12 protein-coding genes are annotated in these 22,760 nt (G+C 64.3%); 8 read left to right on the top strand and 4 right to left on the bottom strand.

Translation table 11 applies throughout. From position 1 onward, the window contains the following. The first annotated feature begins 227 nt into the window (after positions 1-227). The 5 genes from CAG41_RS24875 to CAG41_RS24855 all read left to right on the top strand — a co-directional run bounded on the left by CAG41_RS24875 (position 228) and on the right by CAG41_RS24855 (position 8,636). Positions 228-2,882: a TonB-dependent receptor gene (locus tag CAG41_RS24875; protein ID WP_085707587.1), complete on the top strand. Its 2,655-nt coding sequence runs from the start codon at positions 228-230 to the stop codon at positions 2,880-2,882. Positions 2,883-3,126: 244 nt separating this feature from the next. Then, the gene (locus CAG41_RS24870; protein ID WP_085707586.1) at positions 3,127-4,977 is read left to right on the top strand and encodes an extracellular solute-binding protein; all 1,851 of its coding nucleotides are present in this window, start codon (positions 3,127-3,129) and stop codon (positions 4,975-4,977) included. Beyond that, positions 4,964-6,028 carry a microcin C ABC transporter permease YejB gene (locus CAG41_RS24865; RefSeq protein WP_085586188.1) on the top strand — a complete coding sequence of 355 codons (1,065 nt, stop codon included), beginning with the start codon at positions 4,964-4,966 and terminating at the stop codon, positions 6,026-6,028. Before CAG41_RS24870 ends, CAG41_RS24865 begins: the two co-directional genes overlap by 14 nt. Further along, entirely contained in the window at positions 6,028-7,050 is a 1,023-nt protein-coding gene (locus tag CAG41_RS24860) for an ABC transporter permease (RefSeq protein WP_085586186.1), read from the top strand. Before CAG41_RS24865 ends, CAG41_RS24860 begins: the two co-directional genes overlap by 1 nt. Before the next feature lie 14 nt (positions 7,051-7,064). After that, entirely contained in the window at positions 7,065-8,636 is a 1,572-nt protein-coding gene (locus tag CAG41_RS24855; protein ID WP_085707585.1) for an ABC transporter ATP-binding protein, read from the top strand. Positions 8,637-8,714: 78 nt separating this feature from the next. On the opposite strand, the gene CAG41_RS24850 is transcribed toward CAG41_RS24855, so the two are convergent. Then, positions 8,715-9,032 (bottom strand): SCP2 sterol-binding domain-containing protein, encoded by a 318-nt coding sequence (locus CAG41_RS24850; protein WP_045198572.1) that lies wholly within the window; start codon positions 9,030-9,032, stop codon positions 8,715-8,717. 57 nt (positions 9,033-9,089) lie between these two features. Further along, positions 9,090-9,800, bottom strand: a complete 711-nt coding sequence (locus CAG41_RS24845) for a histidine phosphatase family protein (RefSeq protein ID WP_085586182.1) — start codon at positions 9,798-9,800, stop codon at positions 9,090-9,092. A gap of 209 nt (positions 9,801-10,009) precedes the next feature. Between CAG41_RS24845 and sohB the strand changes: the two genes are divergently transcribed. The 3 genes from sohB (at position 10,010) to CAG41_RS24830 (ending at position 20,130) form a co-directional block, all read left to right on the top strand. Then, a complete protein-coding gene (gene sohB, locus CAG41_RS24840; protein WP_085656413.1) occupies positions 10,010-11,032 on the top strand; it encodes a protease SohB in 1,023 nt (340 codons plus the stop codon). 198 nt (positions 11,033-11,230) lie between these two features. Beyond that, a complete protein-coding gene (locus CAG41_RS24835; protein ID WP_085633118.1) occupies positions 11,231-16,087 on the top strand; it encodes a dermonecrotic toxin domain-containing protein in 4,857 nt (1,618 codons plus the stop codon). Between the two features lie 182 nt (positions 16,088-16,269). Further along, positions 16,270-20,130: a dermonecrotic toxin domain-containing protein gene (locus tag CAG41_RS24830; protein WP_085707584.1), complete on the top strand. Its 3,861-nt coding sequence runs from the start codon at positions 16,270-16,272 to the stop codon at positions 20,128-20,130. A gap of 55 nt (positions 20,131-20,185) precedes the next feature. Here CAG41_RS24830 and CAG41_RS24825 read toward each other — a convergent pair whose 3' ends face one another. After that, entirely contained in the window at positions 20,186-20,680 is a 495-nt protein-coding gene (locus tag CAG41_RS24825) for a DUF934 domain-containing protein (RefSeq protein WP_085586176.1), read from the bottom strand. After that, entirely contained in the window at positions 20,664-22,322 is a 1,659-nt protein-coding gene (locus CAG41_RS24820; RefSeq protein WP_085633122.1) for a nitrite/sulfite reductase, read from the bottom strand. Before CAG41_RS24820 ends, CAG41_RS24825 begins: the two co-directional genes overlap by 17 nt. Between the last annotated feature and the right edge of the window lie 438 nt (positions 22,323-22,760).

Genomic DNA, 22,760 nt, shown 5'->3' with positions numbered 1-22,760 from the left:
GGCGAAATCTCCCACGGGTCTGTACTGCGTCAACAGTCAGAATCCAGCCTAGTCCCTCCTCCTCCCTTCAAGTACCAGCATACAAGCCAGCCTGCTGGCAATGGCGGTGGATCAGGCGCCATCGAAACCGGCATAACCTCATCACCCATCGGTCTAACCCGTCCCCTATAAAACCCCGCCGCCCATCACACATCCCTGCATAAACCAAAACGCAGGGATGGCTGTTCATGATCCAGTTTTCACCCGTCAAATCCCCTTTGAGCCTGGCCTTGCTGCTGGCGATCCACACGTTGCCGGCGGTGGCCGCCGACAGCGCGGAATCCGCACCGACACCGGTACTGCAACGGGTCGAAGTCACCGGCACGGCGATCCGCCGGGTCGATGCCGAAACCGCCGTGCCGGTCACGGTCCTGCGGGCCGAAACGTTGCGCGAGCAGGGCGTCACCACCACCGAGGAGCTGGTCAACCGCATCTCCGCCAACCAATCCTCGGTCGGCTCCGGACGTTCGGTGGGCTCCAGCAGCGGCGGGGCGTCCTATGCGGACTTGCGCGGCATCGGCCCGAACAAGACGCTGGTGCTGCTCAACGGCCGGCGCCTGAGCAACAACGCCACCAGTTCGATCAACGGTTCCGGCGTGGACCTCAACACGATTCCGTTCGCCGCCATCGACCGGGTGGAAGTGCTGCGCGACGGCGCGTCGGCGCTGTACGGCACCGACGCCATCGGCGGGGTGATCAACTTCATCACCAAGAGCAGCCTCACCGAAGGCCAGATCAGCACCAGCTACGACACCCCCACCCACGCCGGCGGCGGAGAGAGCCGCAACGTCAGCGGCAGTTGGGGCTTCGGCGACCTGCAGGAAGACCGCTTCAACGTCTTCGGCGTGGTCAGCCACGACAAGCAGGAGCGCCTGGCCGCCAAGGACCGTAGCTACACCTACAACTACCAACCTGGCCGGGGACTCGATTACACCTCCGGCACCGCCTCGCCGGCCAACTGGAGCCAGGGCGGCAACGCCACCAACCCGTTGGCCGGTTCCGGCTGCAACGCGCCGGGGCTGCTGGCGCGCAACGGCATCTGCCGCCAAAGCCTGTGGAGCTACCTGGACCTGGTGCCGGAGACCGAAAAGACCTCGGCCTTCGCCAAGGCCACCGGTAAGCTGGCGGACGAGCACAACGTCAGCCTCGAATACTTCTGGGCGCGCAACGAGAACCGCACGCAGATCGGCCCCGGCACGCTGATGGGCAACCAGGTCAACCCCGGCACCACGTTCTATCCGGGCAACGGCATCACGCCGGGGCCCACAGGCTTCGCCCTCGACCCGACCCAGGCGGTGGACGTCAACTGGCGCGAGACCGCCGTCGGTGCCCGCCGGCACGAGGACGACAACACCGGCCAGCGCCTGCTGCTGAGCTTCGACGGCAGCGTGGCCGGTTGGGACTACAACCTCGGCGCCTCGTACAACCAGAACAAGGTGGTCAACACCATCCGCAGCGGTTATGTGAACGACCGCGCCGTGAGCCAGGGCATCGCCGACGGCGTGATCAACCCGTTCGGCCCGCAGACCGCCGCCGGTGCCGCGTTGCTGGCGGCCAACGCGGTGGACGGCGACTACGGCACCGCCGTGGGACGGGTGAAGGCCATCGACGGGCGGGTCAGCCGCGAGATCGGCGACTGGTTCGGCGCAGGCCCCTCGGCGTTGGCCCTGGGCGGCGAGTACCGCAAGGAAGATTTCCACCAGGACTTCGCCCCGTTCGCCGGCGACGTGCAGAGCCTGGGCGTCGACCCGAACGGCAGCGTGGCGGGCGACCGCAGCGTTTCGGCGCAGTACGCCGAGGTCAACGTGCCGGTGCTCGACAGCCTGGAACTGTCCGCCGCCGTGCGGCACGACAAGTACAGCGACTTCGGCAGCACCACCAACCCCAAGTATTCGTTCCGTTTCCAGCCGTTCAAGCAACTGGTGGTGCGCGGCGCCTACAGCGAAGGGTTCCGCGCGCCGTCGCTGTATGAGCTGTACAACCCGACCTTCACCTCGTTCACCAACGCCAATTACAACGACCCGCGCCTGTGCGCCGGCGGCACGCCGAGCAACGGCGGGATCGCCAACCGCGACTGCGCCCAGCAGTTCTTCCGCAGCTCCGGCGGCAACACCGAGCTGAACCCGGAAACCGCGCGCAACGTCACCCTGGGCTTCGTCTACCAGCCGCTCGACCGCCTGACCACGGGGCTGGACTTCTGGTGGATCGACATCGCCAACCAGATCGCCGAATTCCCGGAATCGGCCGTGTTCGAGAACCCGGAACTGTACCCGGACCGTTTGATCCGCAAGCCCGACGGCTCCATCGACCACGTCGTCACGGGCCTGGCCAACCTCGGCAAGATCAAGACCAACGGCGTCGACGTCAGCTTCGACTACCGCCTGCCGAGCACCCCGTTCGGCGAGTTCGGCATCGGGCTGCAAGGCACCTACGTCAGCCGCTACGACTACCAGCAGCAGCTCAAGGGCGACTACATCGACAAGCTCGGCGACTTTCGCGGCGGCGATTTCGCCTCGGCCGGCGCCGTGGCTCGCTGGCGCCACAGCCTGACCGGCACGTGGAGCTACGGCCCGTTCGGCGCCAGCCTGACCAACCGCTACACCAGCGGCTACCACGACTCGGACCGCGAGGCCCACGACTACGTCGGTTCGTACAACGTGTGGGACCTGGCCGGCACCTACACCTGGCGCAAGACCCTGGGCGTGACTCTGGGGGTGAAGAACCTGTTCGACCGCGAGCCGCCGTTCAGCAACCAGACCTACACGTTCCAGAGCGGGTACGACCCCAAGTACGGCGACCCGTTCGGGCGCACGCTGTACACGCGGCTCAGCTACAGGTTTTGAGAATGACAGGAGAGGGCGGGTTTTAGTGACGATTCGATCTAAGGCCTGCCCTATAAAAAATGCCTGCCTGTTGCACATCACAGGCAGGTGGGATTTGCGGTGACTGTTCCGGCCCCATCGCGGGCAAGCCCGCTCCCACAGTGTTTTGTGATGACCAAAGATTCAGTCGTCACCCGATACCTGTGGGAGCGGGCTTGCCCGCGATGGGGCCGGGACAGCCGACCCGCCGACAAGGATCTGCCCCATGCTTTCCAGACACCGCCTCCTGGCGTTCGGCCTGCTGCTGAGTCCCGTGACCTGGGCCGCCCCGCAGCACGCCCTCACGGTCTACGGCGAACCGCCCAAGTACGCACCGGACTTCCAGCACCTGGCCTACGCCAACCCCGACGCGCCCAAGGGCGGCTCGTTGCGCCGCTCTTCGCTGGAGAGCGGCCCGTTCGACCACCTCGTGCCCTATGTCGACAAGGGCACCGGCGTCGCCGACATCGACGGCTGGCTGTACGCGCCGCTGGCCTACCGCAGCAAGGACGAACCCTACAGCGTCTACGGCCTGGTGGCGCAGCGCATGGAGCTGGACGCCGACCGCCGCTGGCTGCGCTTCTACCTCAACCCCAAGGCCCGTTTCGACGACGGCAGCCCGATCACCGCCGAGGACGTGCGCTACACCTTCGAGCTGTTCACCACCCAAGGCAGCCTCAAGTACCGCCAGCAGTTCCGTGACGTCGCCGAGGTCGTGGTCGAGTCCCCGACCCAGGTGCGGTTCGTGTTCCGCAACAACGAAAGCCGCACCTTGCCGCTGGATCTGGCGACGTTGCCGGTGCTGCCGGAGCACTGGTGGCGCACCCGCGACTTCGCCGACGGCGGCGGTTTCGAGATTCCGCCGGGCAGCGGCCCGTACCGGGTCAGCGCGGTGGATGCCGGGCGCAGCGTGACGTTCGAGCGGGTCAAGGATTGGTGGGGCCAGGACTTGCCGATCACCCGCGGGCTCTACAATTTCGACCGGCTGAGCGTGGAGTTCTTCGCCGACACCGACGTGTCGCGCCAGGTGCTCAAGGCCGGCGGCTTCGACTACAACCGCGAGTTCTCGGCCACCAGCTACACCATCGGCTATGCCGGCGCTGCGCTGGATCAGGGCAGGCTGTTGCGCGAACACTTGGCGCCGGGCGCCGCCCAAGGCACCCAGGGTTTTGTGTTCAACCTGCAGAAGCCGGTGTTCCAGGATCGCCGCGTGCGCCAGGCCATCGCCATGCTCTGGGACTTCGAATGGAGCAACCGGCAGATGATGCGCAGCCTGTACCTGCGCCAGCGCAGTTTCTTTTCCCACAGCGCGTTGTCGGCCACGGAGCTGCCGGACGCCGAAGAGCTGAGGCTCCTCGAACCCTGGCGCGGCAAGATCCCCGACGAGGTCTTCACCCAGGTGTTCCAAGCCCCGCGCACCGACGGCAGCGGCAACGTCCGCGCCCAGCAGCTGCAGGCCCTGAAACTGCTGGAGGCCGCCGGTTGGACACCCCGCGGCGACCAACTGGTGAACGCCGCCGGCGAACCGCTGCGCTTCACCTTCCTCAACGGCCAGAAGGGCTTCGAGCGGCTGCTGCTGCCGTTCAAGCGCAACCTGGCGCAGATCGGCATCGGCTTCGACATCCGCCAGGTGGACACCGCGCAATACACCAACCGCGTGCGCAGCCGCGACTACGACATGATCGTCGCCGGCTACCCGGTGAGCCAGGCGCCGGGCCGGGAGATGTTCAACTACTTCGGCTCCGACGGCGCCGACGACCCCGGCTCCAACAACTACATGGTGCTGCGCGACCCGGCGGTGGATGCGCTGCTCGAAGGCGTGGTGCAGGCCGACAGCCGCGCCAGCCTGCTGCGTCACGCCCATGCGCTGGACCGGGTGCTGCAGTGGGGCTACTACTGGATCCCCAACTATTACCCGCCGGGGATCTCCACGGTGTGGTGGAACCGTTTCGGCCGCCCGGCGGTGGCGCCGCTGTACGACGCCGGCCTCGACACCTGGTGGGAAATCAGCCCGACCGCGCTGACCGCCGCGCAAATGCAGCAACAGCAAAAGGAGTACGCCCATGTGGGGTTATAGCCTGCGGCGCCTGCTGCTGATCGTGCCGACCTTGCTGGCGATCCTGCTGGTCAACTTCGTCATCGTGCAGGCCGCGCCCGGCGGCCCGGTGGAGCAGGCCATCGCCCGCTTGCAGGGGATCGGCGCAGGCAACGCGGTGGGGGGCGGCCATGTGGAGACCGTCGGCGGCGAATCCCGCGCCACCCGTGGGCTCGACCCGAAACTGGTGGCGGACATCGAGCGCCAGTACGGTTTCGACAAGCCCGCCGGCGAACGCCTGTGGCTGATGCTCAAAAGCTACGCGCAGCTGGATTTCGGCAAGAGTTTCTTCCGTGGCGCGACGGTGACGGAGCTGATCCGGCAGAAGTTGCCGGTGACCCTTTCCCTCGGCCTGTGGGCGACGCTGATCACCTACCTGGTCTCGATCCCGCTGGGCATCCGTAAGGCCGTGCACAACGGTTCGGCGTTCGATGCCTGGAGCAGCGTGGCGATCATCGTCGGCTATGCGATGCCGGGGTTCCTGTTTGCCCTGCTGCTGATCGTGGTGTTCGCCGGCGGCACGGCGCTGGACTGGTTCCCGGTGCGCGGGCTGGTCTCGGACAACTTCGCCGGGTTGACGCCGTGGGGCAAGGTCGCCGACTACTTCTGGCATCTGGTGCTGCCGGTGACGGCCCTGGTGATCGGTGGCTTCGCCACGCTGACGATCCTGACCAAGAACAGCTTCCTCAACGAAATCTCACGGCTGTACGTGGTCACCGCACGCGCCAAGGGCCTGAGCGAGCGCCAAGTGCTGTACGGCCATGTGTTTCGCAATGCGATGCTGCTGGTGGTGGCCGGGCTGCCCCAGGCGCTGGTGACGGTGTTCTTCGGCGGTTCGCTGCTGATCGAGGTGATCTTCTCCCTCGACGGGCTCGGGCGCCTGAGCTACGAAGCGGCGGTGTCCAGGGACTATCCGGTGGTGTTCGGTTCGCTGTTCATCTTCACCCTGTTCGGCCTGCTGATAAAACTGGCGGGCGACCTGTGCTACACGCTGGTCGACCCACGCATCGACTTCAACGCGAGGGCCGCCTGATGCTGACGCTATCTCCCATCGGACAGCGCCGCTGGGCGCGGTTCAAGGCCCACCGGCGCGGCTGGTGGTCGCTGTGGCTGTTTCTGGCGCTGTTCGGCCTGAGCCTGGGCGGCGAGCTGATCGCCAACGACAAGCCGCTGGCGGTGTCGTTTCAGGGGCGCTGGTTTTTCCCCGCGTTCGAGCGCTACACCGAACAGGACTTCGGCGGCGAGCTGCCGTTCCAGCCCGACTACCGCAGCGCCCAGGTGCGCAGCCTGATCGAGGGGCAGGGCGGGCGCCTGTGGTTTGCGCCGATCCCGTTCGGTTTCGACACGGTCAACTACGACCTCACCGAACCTGCGCCGAGCCCGCCGACCACGGACAACTGGCTGGGCACCGACGACCAGGCGCGGGACGTGCTGGCCCGGATGATCTTCGGCACGCGGGTTTCGCTGCTGTTCGCGTTGGCGCTGACGGCGGCCAGCGCGCTGATCGGCATCGCCGCCGGCGCCCTGCAGGGCTACTACGGCGGCTGGACCGACCTGTTCGGGCAGCGGCTGCTGGAGGTCTGGTCGGGGCTGCCGGTGCTGTACCTGCTGATCATCCTGTCCGGGTTCGTCGAGCCGAACTTCTGGTGGCTGCTGGGGATCATGGCGCTGTTCTCCTGGCTCAGCCTGGTGGACGTGGTGCGCGCCGAGTTCCTGCGCAGCCGGGGGCTGGAATACGTGAAGGCGGCGCGGGCGCTGGGCGTGGGCGACGGCCAGGTGATGCTGCGGCACATCCTGCCCAACGCCATGAGCGCGACCCTGACCTACCTGCCGTTCATCCTCACCGGGGCCGTCGCCACCTTGTCGGCGCTGGATTTCCTCGGTTTCGGCATGCCGGCCGGCAGCGCGTCGCTGGGCGAGCTGATCGGGCAAGGCAAAAACAACCTGCAGGCGCCCTGGCTGGGGCTGACGGCGTTCTTCGCGTTGGCCCTGATCCTGTCGCTGCTGGTGTTCATCGGCGAGGCCTGCCGCGATGCGTTCGACCCGCGATCATGAATCAAGGAACTGACATGGGTGACAACCTGATTGAAATGCGCGGCCTGCGGGTGGCGTTCAACGGCCAGGAGGTGGTGCACGGCATCGACCTCGACATCCGTCCGGGGGAGTGCCTGGCGCTGGTGGGCGAGTCGGGTTCCGGCAAGTCGGTGACCGCCCACAGCATCCTGCAATTGCTGGATCCGGCGGCCACACAGGTGCGCGGCAGCATCCGCTATCAAGGCGAAGAACTGCTCGGCGTTCATGAGCGCTATCTGCGCCAGTTGCGCGGCAACCGCATCGCCATGATCTTCCAGGAGCCGATGAGCTCGCTCAATCCGCTGCACACCGTCGAGCGGCAACTGGGCGAGAGCCTGGCGCTGCACAAGGGGCTGGCGGGGGCGGCGGCGCGGCGGCGGATCGTGGAGTTGCTGGAACTGGTGGGCATCCAGCACCCGCGTGAACGCTTGAAGGCCTATCCGCACCAACTGTCCGGCGGGCAGCGGCAACGGGTGATGATCGCCATGGCGCTGGCCTGCGAGCCGCAGTTGCTGATCGCCGACGAGCCGACCACCGCGCTGGATGTCACGGTGCAGCGCAAGATCCTCCTGCTGCTCAAGGCGCTGCAAAAGCGGTTGGGCATGGCGCTGCTGATCATCAGCCACGACCTGAACCTGGTGCGCAACCTGGCCCAGCGGGTGGCGGTGATGCGCAGCGGCGTGATCGTCGAGCAGGCTCTCTGCGAGCAGTTGTTCCGGACGCCGCAGCATCCCTACAGCGTCGAACTGCTCAACGCCGAACCCGGCGGCGCGGCGCTGTGCCGGGACTCGACGGAGGACCTGCTGCAGGTACGGGGCCTGAACGTGCGTTTCAGGCTCGGCGGCGGGTGGCTGCGGCCCACGTCGTACCTGCACGCGGTCAACGGCATCGATCTGCGCCTGCAACGGGGCAAGACCCTGGGCATCGTCGGCGAATCCGGCTCGGGCAAATCCACCCTGGGCCAGGCGATTCTGCGCCTGATCGACGCCGAGGGCACCATCCGTTTCGAGGGCGAGGCCTTGGAGACCTTGAGCGGCAAACGGCTGCGGCCCTTGCGCAAGCGCCTGCAAGTGGTGTTTCAGGATCCGTTCGGCAGCCTCAGCCCGCGCCTGTGCGTGGCGCAGATCATCGCCGAGGGCCTGTCGGTGCACACCGCCATGAACGCGCGCGAGCGCGAGCGGGCGGTGATCGAGGTGCTGCGGGAAGTCGGTCTGGACCCGGCCGTGCGTCATCGCTATCCTCACGAGTTCTCCGGCGGGCAGCGCCAGCGCATCGCGATCGCCAGGGCGCTGGTGCTCAAGCCGGACCTGATCCTGCTGGACGAACCGACCTCGGCGCTGGACCGCACGGTGCAGAAGCAGATCGTCACGCTGCTGCGGCGCTTGCAGGAGGAACATGGGCTGACCTACCTGTTCATCAGCCACGACCTGGCGGTGGTGCGGGCGCTGGCCCATGACCTGATCGTGATGAAGGACGGCAAGGTGGTGGAGCGGGGGGAGACCGCCGAGCTGTTTCGCTCGGCGCGGCATGCGTATACGCAGGAATTGCTGGCGGCGTCGTTTGCCTGAGCCCGAAAGCACGAATCCCGCCACAGGGGCGGGATTCGAGGGTCGTCCGACAGGTTCCGCGCTTGCGGAACCACGGTCTTACGCCGGGAACAGCTCGGACAGTTTCATCGACAGCATCATGTCGCCTTCAACGCGCAGCTTGCCGCCCATGAAGGCCTGCATGCCGTCGGTCTCGCCGGAAACGATGCCTTTGAGGGTGTCGCTGTCCAGCACCAGGGTGCAGTTGGCGTCGGCGTTTTCGCCTTCCTGGATTTCGCAGGTGCCATCCTTGACGATCAGCGCGTAGTGCTTGTCTTCGTCAGTGATGTTGAAACCGAAGACCAGATCCAGACCGGCGGCAGCGGCTGGGTTGAACTTGGCTTTCATTGCTTCGACAGCTTTTGCTACATCGCTCATGGTGTGTTCCTTGATCAAGTGATTTCAGTGACCGCGCAGGTCACGACGAACCGGCGCTCATCGGAAGGTGATGAGATCCGGAGCCTTCAACAGTTGCAGGTGCGCATGGTTGTTGAAGGAAGCCAACGCCACCTCTCGACCGCGGAACTTCAGCTGGTTGAGCGAGGTGTTGACGATTTGCCAGTTCAACTCAAAGGCCTGTTTCGCAGGCATTTGCGTAATGAGGTGGAGCAGGGCGGTGATGGTGCCGCCGGAGGTGAACACGGCGATCTTCTGCGTGCTGTCCGCCTGTTCGAGGATCCGCTGCAGGCCGGCCTGTACCCGGTCGACGAACGCCAGCCAGCTTTCCAGGCCCGGGGTGTCGTAGGTGCCGGTCAGCCAGCGTTCGATGATCAGCGCGAAGATGCGCTGGAATTCGCCGCGGTTCTGCGCGGCGTTGCGCAGGATGTCCAACGCCTCGGGCTCCTCCGGCAGCATGGCCGGGAGCAGGGCGCGGATCACCGCGTCGGCGTCGAATTCGTTGAAGGCGGGGTCGATTTCCAGCGTCGGCACCGGCAGGCCGACGGCGGCGAACTGTTCCAGCGCGCTGTTGGCCGTGTGCTGCTGGCGGCGCAGGTCGCCGGACAGGCAGCGGTCGAAACTGACGCCCAGCCCGGCGAGGTGCCGGCCGAGGATTTCTGCCTGGCGCACACCGGTCGGCGACAGGACGTCGTAGTCGTCTGCGCCGAAGGAGGCCTGGCCATGTCGAATCAGATAGATGCTGCCCACGTCCGCTGTCATCCCGGCACGTTGAAGGTTGTGGCGAGGTTATGAGGATGATCGGGTGCTGTCAATGAAAAAACATACGCTTGTTTGAAATGCCCGTTACAGCCCTGTTGCCAGAGGTTTCACCGCTGGCTGTCAGGGCGGTGCATGGGTATGCTGAAGCCATCCCGCGCGCGTCCGTTTGAAGCCGCGCCTTGTTTTAAGGAGCCTCCGTGGAGTTTTTCACCGAATACGCCAGCTTCCTGGCCAAGACCGTGACCCTGGTGGTCGCCATTCTGGTGGTGCTGGCCAGTTTCGCCGCATTGCGCAGCAAGGGGCGGCGCAAGTCGGCCGGCCAGCTGCAGGTCAGCAAGCTCAATGATTTCTATAAAGGGCTGCGCGAGCGCCTGGAGCAGACCCTGCTCGACAAGGATCAGCTCAAGGCCCTGCGCAAGGGCCAGGCCAAGGCCGAGAAGAAGCGGAAGAAGCAGCACGAGATCAAGCCCCGGGTGTTCGTGCTGGACTTCGACGGTGACATCAAGGCGTCGGCCACCGAGAGCCTACGTCACGAAATCACCGCGTTGCTGACCCTGGCCACGCCGAAGGACGAAGTGGTGCTGCGCCTTGAGAGCGGCGGCGGCATGGTGCACAGCTACGGGTTGGCGTCGTCGCAGCTGGCGCGCATCCGCGAGGCCGGCATTCCGCTGACGGTGTGCATCGACAAGGTCGCCGCCAGCGGCGGCTACATGATGGCGTGCATTGGCCAGAAGGTGATCAGCGCGCCGTTCGCGATCCTCGGCTCCATCGGTGTGGTCGCGCAGTTGCCGAACGTCAACCGCCTGCTGAAGAAGCACGACATCGACTTCGAGGTGCTGACCGCCGGCGAGTACAAGCGCACGCTGACGGTGTTCGGCGAAAACACCGAGAAAGGCCGGGAGAAGTTCCAGCAGGATCTGGACATCACCCATCAACTGTTCAAGAACTTCGTGGCCCGCTACCGTCCGCAACTGGCCATCGACGAGGTGGCCACCGGCGAGATCTGGCTGGGCGTCGCCGCGCTGGACAAGCAACTGGTGGACGAACTCAAGACCAGCGACGAGTACCTGGCCGAGCGGGCCAGGCAATCGGAGCTGTATCACTTGCACTACGCCGAACGCAAAAGCCTGCAGGAACGCATCGGCATGGCGGCCAGCGGTTCGGTGGACCGTGTGCTGCTGAACTGGTGGAGCCGCTTGACCCAGCAACGGTTCTGGTGAGTCCCGTCAGGCGCCTTGTCCGCATCGTCGCAGACAGGGCGCCAGACACATTCAAGTGTTGAATGTGCGGTGCTTATCTATTTCAAACTTCCATATTGTTGTTGCCTGACTCGGTTCAATGATCAGGTATTCCCGCTTTTTCCATGAATGTCTAAACCTTAAGCTGTTTGTTCAAAATGGCATGAAAGGTTGTTTTACATGGAAGTTGAAAAGACCCAATCCCCTCCGCAGATGACCCCAGCTCAGCAAGGCGTATTCTTCGACCTGCTGAAGAATCAAATACCGGCCTGGGTGCTGGAATCATCGCAAGAGTCCAGGGCGGCGCTGTATGGAAGTCTGAAATCCGGTTTCCGTTCCCGATTCGCGGTGCTTGAAGAGTTGCGTGCCTTCAAAAGTCCGGAAAGTTTTTGTGCGCCGCTGCTCGCCAAGGCGTTGTCGGCAAAGCTGGTCGAGCCTGTACAGGTTGAAGGCGTCATTTTTCAACATGTTCGCTCCACCTCAAGCCTGCTCGGACTGAGAAGGAAACTGGTGCTGCCAATCGACCGCGATCTGTTGGGGGCCGCTTGCGAAAACTTCGAACTCAGCGAAACTCGCGCAGAAAACTATCATGAAAGTTCATTGATCTATATTCCGGAACGGGTCAGCGGACACCCCCACAGGATTCTCCCGATCCGGCCCCATGAGTTTGCGCAACTTTGCCGTGTGCTGGATCTGGGCAAAAGCTATCAGGCCCATGTGTCTGAGTTCTTTGGAAACAAGACGCAACTTGGCAGGCTGCGAAAGAAGGCGGTCGCTTGCCTGAAAGACCGGTTTGAGGTTGAACGGCATCTCGCGTATATGCAAAGGCATATAGGAAAGGATGTCTATGAGATGTTGAGGTCCGTCGTCGAGCGCAAGCCGTCGATCATCCTGGGCAAGAACACCCTGGGCTATCAACAGCTGAAGATGCTCGACACGACACTCAATGGCCCGATGTTCATCGGGCCCGTCAGTGAACATGAAGATGATGACTACCGGTGTGTTGTGTACGTGCCCGGAGATCCATTGCACCCCTTGAAGGAATATGCCTCGTTCTCCCACTTCGAGGGAGAGCTGAGCCGTCGCTTGAAGTCACCTGCATTCCGCCAGTTCTTCATGCGCTTCATCAAACTGGAGGATCGGGCCGAGTTTCTCGGAAGCCTGGATCAGAGCCTTTCAGTCAAGGTTTCCCTCTGGAGCAACAATTACGTGCAGGTCGATGGACTTGACCTGGACGCCGAAAGCAACAACGACCTGTTTCTGGCGATCTATCGACAGCATGCCGAGAAAGTGCTGGCCGATGCCCGCTTGCTCGTTGTCCCGACCGACGACGAGGATGAGAAAAGCCGGCTGGCGAGGCTCGAAACCTACAAGGCCATTGGCATCAATGCGTTGCTGTTCATGGGGGCATTCGTTCCGATAGTGGGCGAGGTCCTGTTCGCCGTCGCCGGCATCCAGCTGCTGGCGACGGTCTACGAAGGGGTTTCCCATTGGGCCGCCGGGGAACAGGAACTGGCGGCGGACTGCCTGTTCGATACCATCGAGAACCTGATCTTGATGGCGGCACTGGGTACGGCCGCCAAGGGGGGAAGCAGCCTCTTCAAAGTCGTGCGCCAGAGCGATTTCGTCTTGAGCTTGCGCAAGGTGCCGATTTCGTCCAAGGGTATGCGCTTGTGGAAGCCCGACCTTACGCCTTATCGCGCAAGGCAAAGTCTTCCCCAAGGACTTGAGGTGAGCGAGCAGGGGCTTGTCACGTTTGGCCAGGACCGATACTTGAATATCGGCGCGGATCACTTTGCGGTCCAGCCCAAGAAAGACACGAATGTCTGGGAAGTGCGCCCGCAACAGTCCGAACGCTATCTGCCGGTACTCGAAACCAACGGAGCCGGTGCGTGGCGGCACGACTCCGAGCTGTTCCAGGACTGGAGTCCGCTGACGTTGTTCCGGCGCCTCGGTTACCGCGCAGAACGTGTGCCGGATGCCCAGGCCTCGCAGATTCTGGGTGTCGTCGGCGTGGGAGAGCCTCAACTGCGCCGATTGTTTGCCGAACGCCGCAAGCCGATGGCGACATTGGAGGACACGGTCAGGCGATTTACCGCCGACAGTGCCGTCAATCGGTTCATCGAGCAGATGGGCAAGCCGACATCCGCCCCTGCGGCGGATGCTGACCTGCAACTGTTCCTGCTGACCGCTTCCGCGAAATGGCCAAGAGACACGGCCGTGAGCGTTGTCGACGCCCTTGGCAACGAACTCAAGCGCTACGGCCCGGCAACGGCGGAACAAGAGCTGAGGCTCGGCCAAGAGCTATTGCGTAAGGGAACGTTTTACCCATCGCTGTTGGCAGGCCTCAAGGCCCCGCAACGACATCGGCTGCTGGGCATCACATCCCAAGACTCGGCCAGCCACACTGCAGCGCTCGTGGAAATGCTAGCCAACGACGCCGAACGCTTGCGGCTGAATGTGTTTGAGCGGTTGTATGAGCGCACCGACATCAGCAGTGAACCGTTGGCGGCTGCGGTGAAGCAAGCGTTCCCCGAATTGCCGGGGGCGGTCGCCGATGAGTTGGTTCTCAATGCCGACGCCAGTGAGTGGCAACAGCTCGAAGCCGGCAAGCTGCCATTGCGCATCGACGAGGAGGCGCGGCGATACACCCAGGTGGTGAACTTGAATCGCGCGTATGAGGGGCTCTACCTGGATGCTCCGCGTGACTTGAGCACTGACCTGATAGTGCTCGACACCTTGGCCAGGCTGCCGGGTTGGCCGGAGGATGTGTTCTTCGAAATCACGGAGCAGAACGCGGCCTCCAGCGACAGGGCCCAGACGGGCCCGGCCGAAGCCCGGCACAAAGTGTCGTTCAAGGCGCTTGAGGCGCGTTACCGGGCGGTCGATGCCAATGGGCAATTGCTGGCAGAGTCCGCCTCGAACACCCGCGCGCATTATTTCCAGACGTTGTGGCAGAGCCTGCCTGCCCACGCAAGAAAGGCGCTGGGTGTCGAGAGAGACGAGTCGGGCGCGCAGTTGCGCCGGAAAATCACCACGTCGGCCCTGCAACAGCGTGACGATATCGCCCGTTTGGTGGCCGGGCAGTCGTGGCGGGCAGGTTATCGTTCGCCAATGGGATTGGCCGACCCTCGCGGTGAACCTGTGGTGGAGTTCAAGCAATCGACTCCCGCCTCCGCGATCGCCGAAGTGGCAGCGCTGCGACAGCGGGCCCGTGAACTGTACCCCTTGCACTCACTTGCGCGGATCGAAAGTTTTCTGATGACGCTGGGCGACGACGAGGTGCTGGCGACGCGATCCCTCGAAGCGCTCAGGCAGCAATACCTGAAGATGCGCAATACCCTGGAGCAGTGGATAAACAGCCAAACCCATTACCAGAAAGCGGATGACGCCCGGCACACGGTTCCCCGGCGCAGCAAAGCCCTGGCTGCGCAGGCGATCCTGCGGGCATGGCGCAAAGAGCCGGGAACCGTCGGGCAGCTCCCTGAAATATTCGACAGACTGACGTTCGATGCGCAGCCGCTGGGATCGCTGCCGACGATCATCGCAGACTTCAGGCACATCGGCGCACTGGAAATGAACAACGTCGGAGAGAGCGCGGGGCTGAATGCGTTTCTGAAAAACTTCCCGAACCTGCACACGCTGAGCCTGACCGGAAACGGCCTGACCCGGCTGCCCCTGGCGATCCATGACATGCCGCGCCTGACCCACCTGGACCTGAGTGACAACCAGATCGTCCTGACGGCAGAGGCAGCGGCCGCATTGGGTGCCAAAGAACATCTGCAATCGTTGAACCTGAGTTTCAACCCCGGCCTCAGGCGGCTGCCGTCCTTTGCTTCGATGCGCAACCTGCAGCATTTGGCCTTGCGCGGCAGCGGAATCGACGAATGGCCGACGGGCCTTGAAGAGCATCCGATGCTTCGGACCCTTGACCTGCGCGACAACCAGATCAAGGTGCTGGCGGACGCGATCTTCAAGGCGCGGACGGAGCTGAACCAAGGCACCAACATCGACGGCAATCCGTTGTCGGCCAAGGCGCTGGAGGATATTGCCCGATATCAGCAGTCCACCGGCGTCAATCTCGGCGTGATCACCGTCGACTATACCCATCCGCCCGTCGACCTGTTGCCCGACAGTGGTCCCGGCGCCCATTGGGAGAGCGGGCTGGCGCAGGAGGACATTGCGCAGATGCAGGCCGCATGGGCCTCGTTGTCGGCTTATCCACGTTCCCGGGACTTCTTCCTGGTGCTCGATCAGATGCGCGATTCGGCCGATGACGTGCGTGAGCATTCGAACCTGGCCGCTCGCGTCTGGAACCTGCTGCGGGCGGCCGCGGAAGATGACAGCTTGCGCAGCGAACTGTTTCGCATGGCACGGATCGGACGGGTCAGCGCCGATGAGGCCGGCAGTGTGTTCAATGATCTGGAGATCAGGGTGCTGGGCTATCGCGCCATGAGGGCGGCACGCACGGGCGAGCGATCGCTGGAGGGCGAACTGGTGCGGTTGCTGCGAGGGCTGTTTCGCCTGCAGGAACTGAAGAGGCAGGCTCAGATCGAGATCGGCCATCGCCTGCGCGACAACACCCTCAGCCGCCGGCAGGCGTCGGAACTGAGCCTGATCTATCGGGTCAGGCTGGCGCGCCGCCTGGAACTGTTGGCCCAGCCAAGTGCGATCGACACCGCGTTCGACGTCGACGTGACCGAGCAGCAACTGGACAAGGCTTACGCAGAAGTGGTCAAGGCGGAAAACTCACCCGCGTTGCTTGATCTGATCGATACCCAGCCTTTCTGGACGGAGTATCTGCATTCGACCCATCAAGAGCTGTTCTTCGGCGTGGAGGAACGCGCCGCCCAAGCGTTTGCCGAGCTGGAGACGCAAAACGATCTGTCGCGTGAGGCCGCGACGCAGAGGACGATGGCGATCGTGGACAATTTCCGCAATGAAAACCGGAGCCTGTACCAACGACTGACGCAAGAGGCGCTGGCTCGGCATCCGGGCCTGGCGCTGCCCGAACCGGCGACGGCCGGGCTCCGATGAACGCTCTTGCCCTCGTCGGCGCCTGAACGAACCGTGGTCCTGCCACGGTTTTTCTTTGCCCGGCGCTTGCGGGCGACAAGGAGAAAAATCCATTCGGTGCCGCTGACCGTTCCTACTTTCAAATCACATGCGTCGGGTTACGTTGCGCTATCTCCAGCACCGCAAAGGATTGCATTGCGACCATGACCGACAACAACGACGAATCCCTTTCCCTGAACCCTCCCGGCCCGGACATGCGCTCGGCGCTGAACGCCACGGTGGCGTCGGCGCTGCCCTTGACGCCGGAAGCCTTCGGCATCGCCCGGATCCGCGCCCGGTGGGGCGCCGACATCGACCCGCAGACCGCCCGGATGGTCACGCTCGACTACGACCGTGACTGGGATCAGGGCAAAAACGGCGTGCATCACGGCAAGGTGCGGCGTTCGCACACGCTCATCCGGGCCTTGCTGGACAATGACCAGACCGTGGCGGACGGCGCGTTCGGCGAAAACCTGTTCGGCCTGTATACCCCGCCGGACATCGGTCCGACCGTCGTGATCCAGGACGAAAGCGCAGCGGACGCGACGAATGAGCCGGGTTGGCTGCGCGACTACGAAGGCATCTACCGCCAGACCACGCCTCAGGTCTACGGCCCTGACACGCAATTGCCCATCCGTGCGGCGGACTTCAAGCGATGGGTCTGGACCCTGGAGCTGCGCCCGCTGTACCAGGACTACCTGGACAGTGTCTGGCCGTCGGACAGGATCCTGTTGGCCGATGCTCCCTATCCCTTGAGAACCACCGTGAAAGCGGCCTTCATCATGAGTGCCTTTCTCCAGCGCAGAGAGCGCAGCCTGAGCCGTGAAGGGTTGGCGCTGGCGTTGCGTTGCGCCGGTCTGGCGCCGGATCTGCGCTGGAAAGATCTGACCTTCGCGCAATTGCAGGCCGCCACCCGGCCGGCGGAAGGGATCGAAACCGGGCGTCTGGCCATCTACCGCTATACGTCAAAGGACATCTGGTACTTCCATGACCGTGCCAGCCACCGGGTGCTTCTGCACATTCCCGGCAACTCGTCGCCGCTGCACGAATTCACGGACACCGGCCGGTTGCGCCAATGGCTCGCGGCTCAAGGCCGGACCGAAGGAGGACGGCGGGCATTGGGGACGCATTTTGCCGAGGACGACATCGAGGACGGGCTGTTCCACGCCGGTGTCCTGACCGCGCTGGACGGCATCGGGCTGTATCCGAAGGAGCACTGGCTGGGCCGGACGGCCGGATTCTTCAACAATGACGGTTACTGGAACCCCGACGACTACGTCGTGCTGGAGCCGTTCAAGGGACGCTGCGATCCGTTCGCCCAATGGGTGCTGACGATGAAACAGGACGCGCTGGCCAGTGCCGACGGCATCCGCGACGACGCCCAGGTCAATCGCGATGAACTCAGCGCCGTGGTCGAGCCGGTCGTGCAATGGATCAACCGTCTGGCGCCGTTGGCCTTGTTCGTGCCCGGGGGCGAGGGCGTGCTGGCGCTGGCGGGGCTGATCGATGCGGGCTATGGCCTCGATGCCGCCGTCAACGGCAGCTCCGCGCCAGCCCAGTCCGAAGGGCTGGCGCGCACGGTGTTCGGCCTGCTGAACGCGTTGCCGGTGGCCGGGGAGCTCGCGGCGGTGAAGAGTGAAGCGCGGGCCTTGCGGGCGTCGGAGGAGGGGGCTGCTGTCCTGCTGCCGGCCGGCAAGGTCTCCGGCGATGCATGGGTGCCTGCCGCCGCGCGCCTGGCTGCGCTGCGCGGACTGGGCGAGCCTGTCGCCGCCTTCACCGATGAGGTGCTGATGCAGATCGGCCGGGTGATCGACTGGAGCGATGAGGAGCGGCCGCTGACCGGCGACGGTTCGACACCGTTTCCTTTGCTGGCGGACGCCATCGACCGGTTCAGGCTTGAGCAGAGCATTGATCCGACGCTGGATCCCGCCGTGCGCACAGAGCAGTTCAACAGGCGCTACCGGGCGCTCCAGCGCTCGGAGCACGCGTGGGTGCGGTTGTGTCAGGAACAGTACCCGGGATTGCCCAAGGCGGCCATCGAACAGCTACTCGCACGCCTGGACATCGATGCCGCACGTCCTTTCGATCCGAATGAAGCCCGGCGTGCGCTCCGGGCGCTGGACGGCAAGGCCCGTCAGTACCAGGCCCATGCCCGCCTGGATCAGGCCTATGCGGGGCTGTACCTGCGCGCCGTGAACCATCCCGACACGGACAGGCTTGCGCTGCACACCCTGAGGCATCTGCCGGGCTGGCCATCGGGTGTGGCCGTGCAGGTACTGGACAGCTCGATCAGCGGTCGTGTGCTGGAGCGTGCCGGGGTGCCGGGCGGCCATGACATCCGCCGGTTGATCAAGGCAGGCAGCCGTTACCGCGCCAGTGATGGGGCACCGGATGAAGCCGGCGATCTGTACCGGGCCTTGTCTGCCGTGCTGACGGAACAGGAGCGTTCCTCGCTGGGCCTGGCCTCGGCGGATCCTGCCGGTGCCTTGCGCCTGAAGCTGGGCGAGCATGCGTTGCCCCGCGACGAACTGCAGCGGGGCCTGCGGCGAACGGACGCGGGCCTAGCGTTCGAGTCCTGGGGGCGGCTGGCGGGGGGCGGCTTTCCCACAACCCTTGAAGGGCGGGGCTTGACGGTCGAGGTGGATCGCCTGCAGGTCCAGGAACTCTATCCCGAGTTCGACGCTGCCCAGGCGGATGCCTGGCTGCTTCAGGCCGGCCCGCAGGCGCAGTCGACGCTGGCGGCGTTGCGCCTGGAGCTGGATCAGCTGAACCTCGACCTGAATGACTGGATCGGCCTGTCGGCGACCGACGTCGATGAAATGGACATCGACTTTCTGGCGCCGGGCGACGCCGAGGCGGCGCACATGCCTCCGGCGCAACTGGCCGAGCACAACCAGAACCTGCTGGAGGAAGCCATTGCCCAGGAGCGCGTCATGCGCACCGAACTGGCCCAGGAGTTGATCGCCATCTGGCAGAAGCGGCCTCCCAGGGTCAATCGTGTGACGGCCGGTGAGCAGAGGGAGGTGTACCGTCTCGATCTGGATTTCGAGGACTATTTGCGCCTGCCGACCACCCCGGTCCGTTTCGGGGAAGTGTTCGAGCTGTCGATGCGAGGCTTGCATGTGATCGAGCAGGAAAGCCTGGACGGTTTCCTCGAGAGCTTCCCGAATCTGCGCACCTTGAACCTGGAAAGCGTGGACATCCGTCGCCTCAACGGCAACAACGTGCTGGAGGGGGCATTGCCGCCATCGATCCTGAGGATGCGCCATCTGACCCGGCTGAACCTGCGCTCGACCTTCCTGGAGCTCAAGGAGTCCACGGCCTCGCAGTTCCGGGAACTGACGCACCTGCAAGAGCTCGACCTGAGCGACAACCCGCTCACGGAGGCGCCGGTGGTGCTGGGGATGGGCGAACTGCGCGTCCTGAACCTGAGGAATGCCGCCATCACCCGATGTCCCGTCGGGATCCCGGAGCAGCCTCGCTTGGCCCTGCTGAACCTGGCCGAAAACCGGATCGAACGGGTGCCTGCGGCGGTGTTCAGCCAGGCCGTCTCGCGTCAGCGGGTCATGCTCTGGGGCAATCCGCTGTCCGACGAAGAGACGCTGGAAAGGGTCGTCGAACACCGCAGGCGCACCGGCATCAACCTGTGGCTCGATCCCTCCCGGGAGGAAAGCGGCGCAGAACCCTGGCTTGGGGAAGGCAATGAGGTGCTGAACCGGGCACGCCGGTCGATATGGGCGAGCGTGGCCGCGAAACCGTCCGGCCCGGATCTGCTGCGGATGGTGAGCGGTTTGAGCCTGACGGCGGACTTCCGGGTGGCCTATCGGGATCTTCAGGTGCGCGTATGGTTGCTCCTGGTGCAGGCCGATGCCAGCGATGAGCTGTGGGGATTGTTGAGCGGTTGGCTGGCGAGTGCGTTCGGCGATGCCGAGAACCCGTTCGTGGCGTTCGAGGCGTTGGAGGGCCGGGTGAAGTTCTACAGGGACTGGGTGGCGTCGGGGCGGCCTGTGCCGATGATCGGCTGAGCCGGTGGTGCGTCGTTGTCCTGCCCGCTTCGGTCAAAGCGGGCAGGACGGACGTTCAGCGGCGACGGAACAGCGGCAGCGGTTCGTCGGTGGCGGCCTGGTAGGTCACCGAGAAGTCCTTGAGGCTTTCCAGGGCTTCGTAGGGATCCTTGTCGGCGCGCAGCGCGTAGGCGTCGAAACCGCAGCGGCGCATGTAGAACAGCTGGTCGCGCAGCACGTCGCCGATCGCCCGCAGTTCGCCCTTGAAGCCGTAGCGGTCACGCAGCAGGCGGGCGTTGGAGTAGTTGCGCCCGTCCGTGAAGGCCGGGAAGTTCAGGGCGATGACCTGGAACTGGTCCACGTCGTCGCCGATCTCCTCGGCTTCTTCGTCCGCGTCCAGCCAGACGCCCAGGCCGCCGTCGCGGGCCTTGAGCGCATGGGCGTGGTCACGCCACAGGGCCAGCGGCACGATCAGGTCGTCGCAGTTGGAGATGCCGTCGAGGGTCGAGTCCTTGGGCAGCAGGTGCCAGGTTTCGTCGATGACCTCGTTGTTCTTAATGATTCGCTGCATAGACGCGTTCCTTGAAGAGGTCGATGCCGATACGCTGGTAGGTGTCGATGAAACGCTCGTCTTCGGTGCGCTGTTCCACGTACACGTCGATCAGCTTGGAGATCACGTCGGGCATGTCTTCCTGGGCGAAGGACGGGCCGAGGATCTTGCCCAGGCTGGCGTCGCGGCTGGCGCTGCCGCCGAGGGACACCTGATAGAACTCTTCGCCTTTCTTGTCCACCCCGAGGATGCCGATGTGGCCGACGTGGTGGTGGCCGCAGGCGTTCATGCAACCGGAGATGTTCAGGTCCAGCTCGCCGATGTCGAACAGGTAGTCCAGGTCGTCGAAACGGCGCTGGATCGATTCGGCGATCGGGATCGACTTGGCGTTGGCCAGGGAGCAGAAGTCGCCGCCCGGGCAGCAGATGATGTCGGTCAGCAGGCCGATGTTCGGCGTGGCGAACCCTTGCTCGCGCAGCTCGCCCCACAGGGTGAACAGCTGGCTCTGCTCGACGTCAGCCAGGATGATGTTCTGCTCGTGGGAGGTGCGCAGCTGGCCGTAGCTGTAGCGCTCGGCCAGGTCGGCGACGGCGTCGAGCTGCTTGTCGGTGATGTCGCCCGGCGCGACGCCGGTCGGTTTCAGCGACAGGGTGACGGCCACGTAGCCTGGCTTCTTGTGGGCCAGGGTGTTGCGGGTGCGCCAGCGGGCGAAGCCCGGGTGCTCCTTGTCGAGCGCGGCCAGTTCGGCGGCCTGGTCGTCCAGGGCCTTGTAGTCCGGATCGACGAAGTGTTTGGCGACGCGATGCACTTCGGCTTCGGTCAGGGTGGTCTGACCGCCGCGCAGGTGCTGCATCTCGGCGTCGACCTTCTCGGCGAAGACCTCAGGGGTCAGCGCCTTGACGAGGATCTTGATCCGCGCCTTGTATTTGTTGTCGCGACGGCCGTAGCGGTTGTAGACCCGCAGGATGGCGTCGAGGTAGCTCAGCAGGTCCTGCCACGGCAGGAACTCGTTGATGAACGCCCCGACCACCGGAGTACGGCCCAGGCCGCCGCCCACCAGCACGCGGAAGCCCAGCTCGCCGGCGGCGTTGTGCACCGGCTCAAGGCCGATGTCGTGGACTTCGATGGCGGCGCGGTCGGAGGTCGAACCATTGACGGCGATCTTGAACTTGCGCGGCAGGTAGGCGAATTCCGGGTGGAACGTGGTCCACTGACGGACGATCTCGCACCACGGGCGCGGGTCGATCAGTTCGTCGAAGGCGACGCCGGCGAACTGGTCGGTGGTGACGTTGCGCAGGCAGTTGCCGCTGGTCTGGATCGCGTGCATCTGCACGGTGGCCAGTTCGGCGAGGATGTCCGGGATGTCTTCCACCGCCGGCCAGTTGAACTGCACGTTCTGCCGGGTGCTGATGTGGGCGTAGCCCTTGTCGTAGTCGCGGGCGATCTTGGCCATCATGCGCACCTGACGCGAGGTCAGCTGGCCGTAAGGCACCGCCACCCGCAGCATCGGGGCGAAACGCTGGATGTACAGGCCGTTCTGCAGGCGCAGCGGCCGGAATTCCTCTTCGCTCAGCTCACCTGCCAGATAGCGTCGGGTCTGATCACGGAACTGCTTGACGCGGTCCTCGATGATCCGCTGATCGTATTCGTCGTATACGTACATATAAGTCCTGTTCTCAGGCTTGGGCCACTCGGAAAACGCTGCTTTTGTTTGCTTGCTTGAGACCGAGGGATGCTCTGCAATTCTGCGCGCACGGCCGCGCACTCCCAACGGAGCCGGGGCAATATACCCGTTTGCGTTTATGCGCAAAAGTGATGTTTGAGTATATGTAAAGAACCAAATCGCCTAACAGGGGCGGGTATCCGCTAACCCACATTTGTCGTGCGGACAATCATCGTCTTAACTGTGGTCGAGTCTTCTGCAATCACCGACAAAACCGACAAGAGGCGATGCAATGAGCAACCCAACCAAAGCAAGGAAGAGCGACAGCACCGTTGATGCCTGGGCCATTCTGTTCCTGATCATTCTGGTCGTGGGCACGGCGGTGTTCTGGGTCAGTCATCAATAAGCGACCCGTCCGGGCCCGCTACCGACGGTTGT

Origin of the sequence: Pseudomonas sp. B35(2017), from assembly GCF_002113645.1 — a bacterium.
In the GTDB taxonomy this organism is placed as follows: domain Bacteria; phylum Pseudomonadota; class Gammaproteobacteria; order Pseudomonadales; family Pseudomonadaceae; genus Aquipseudomonas; species Aquipseudomonas ekonensis.
This window is presented reverse-complemented; position numbering and strand designations above follow the sequence as displayed.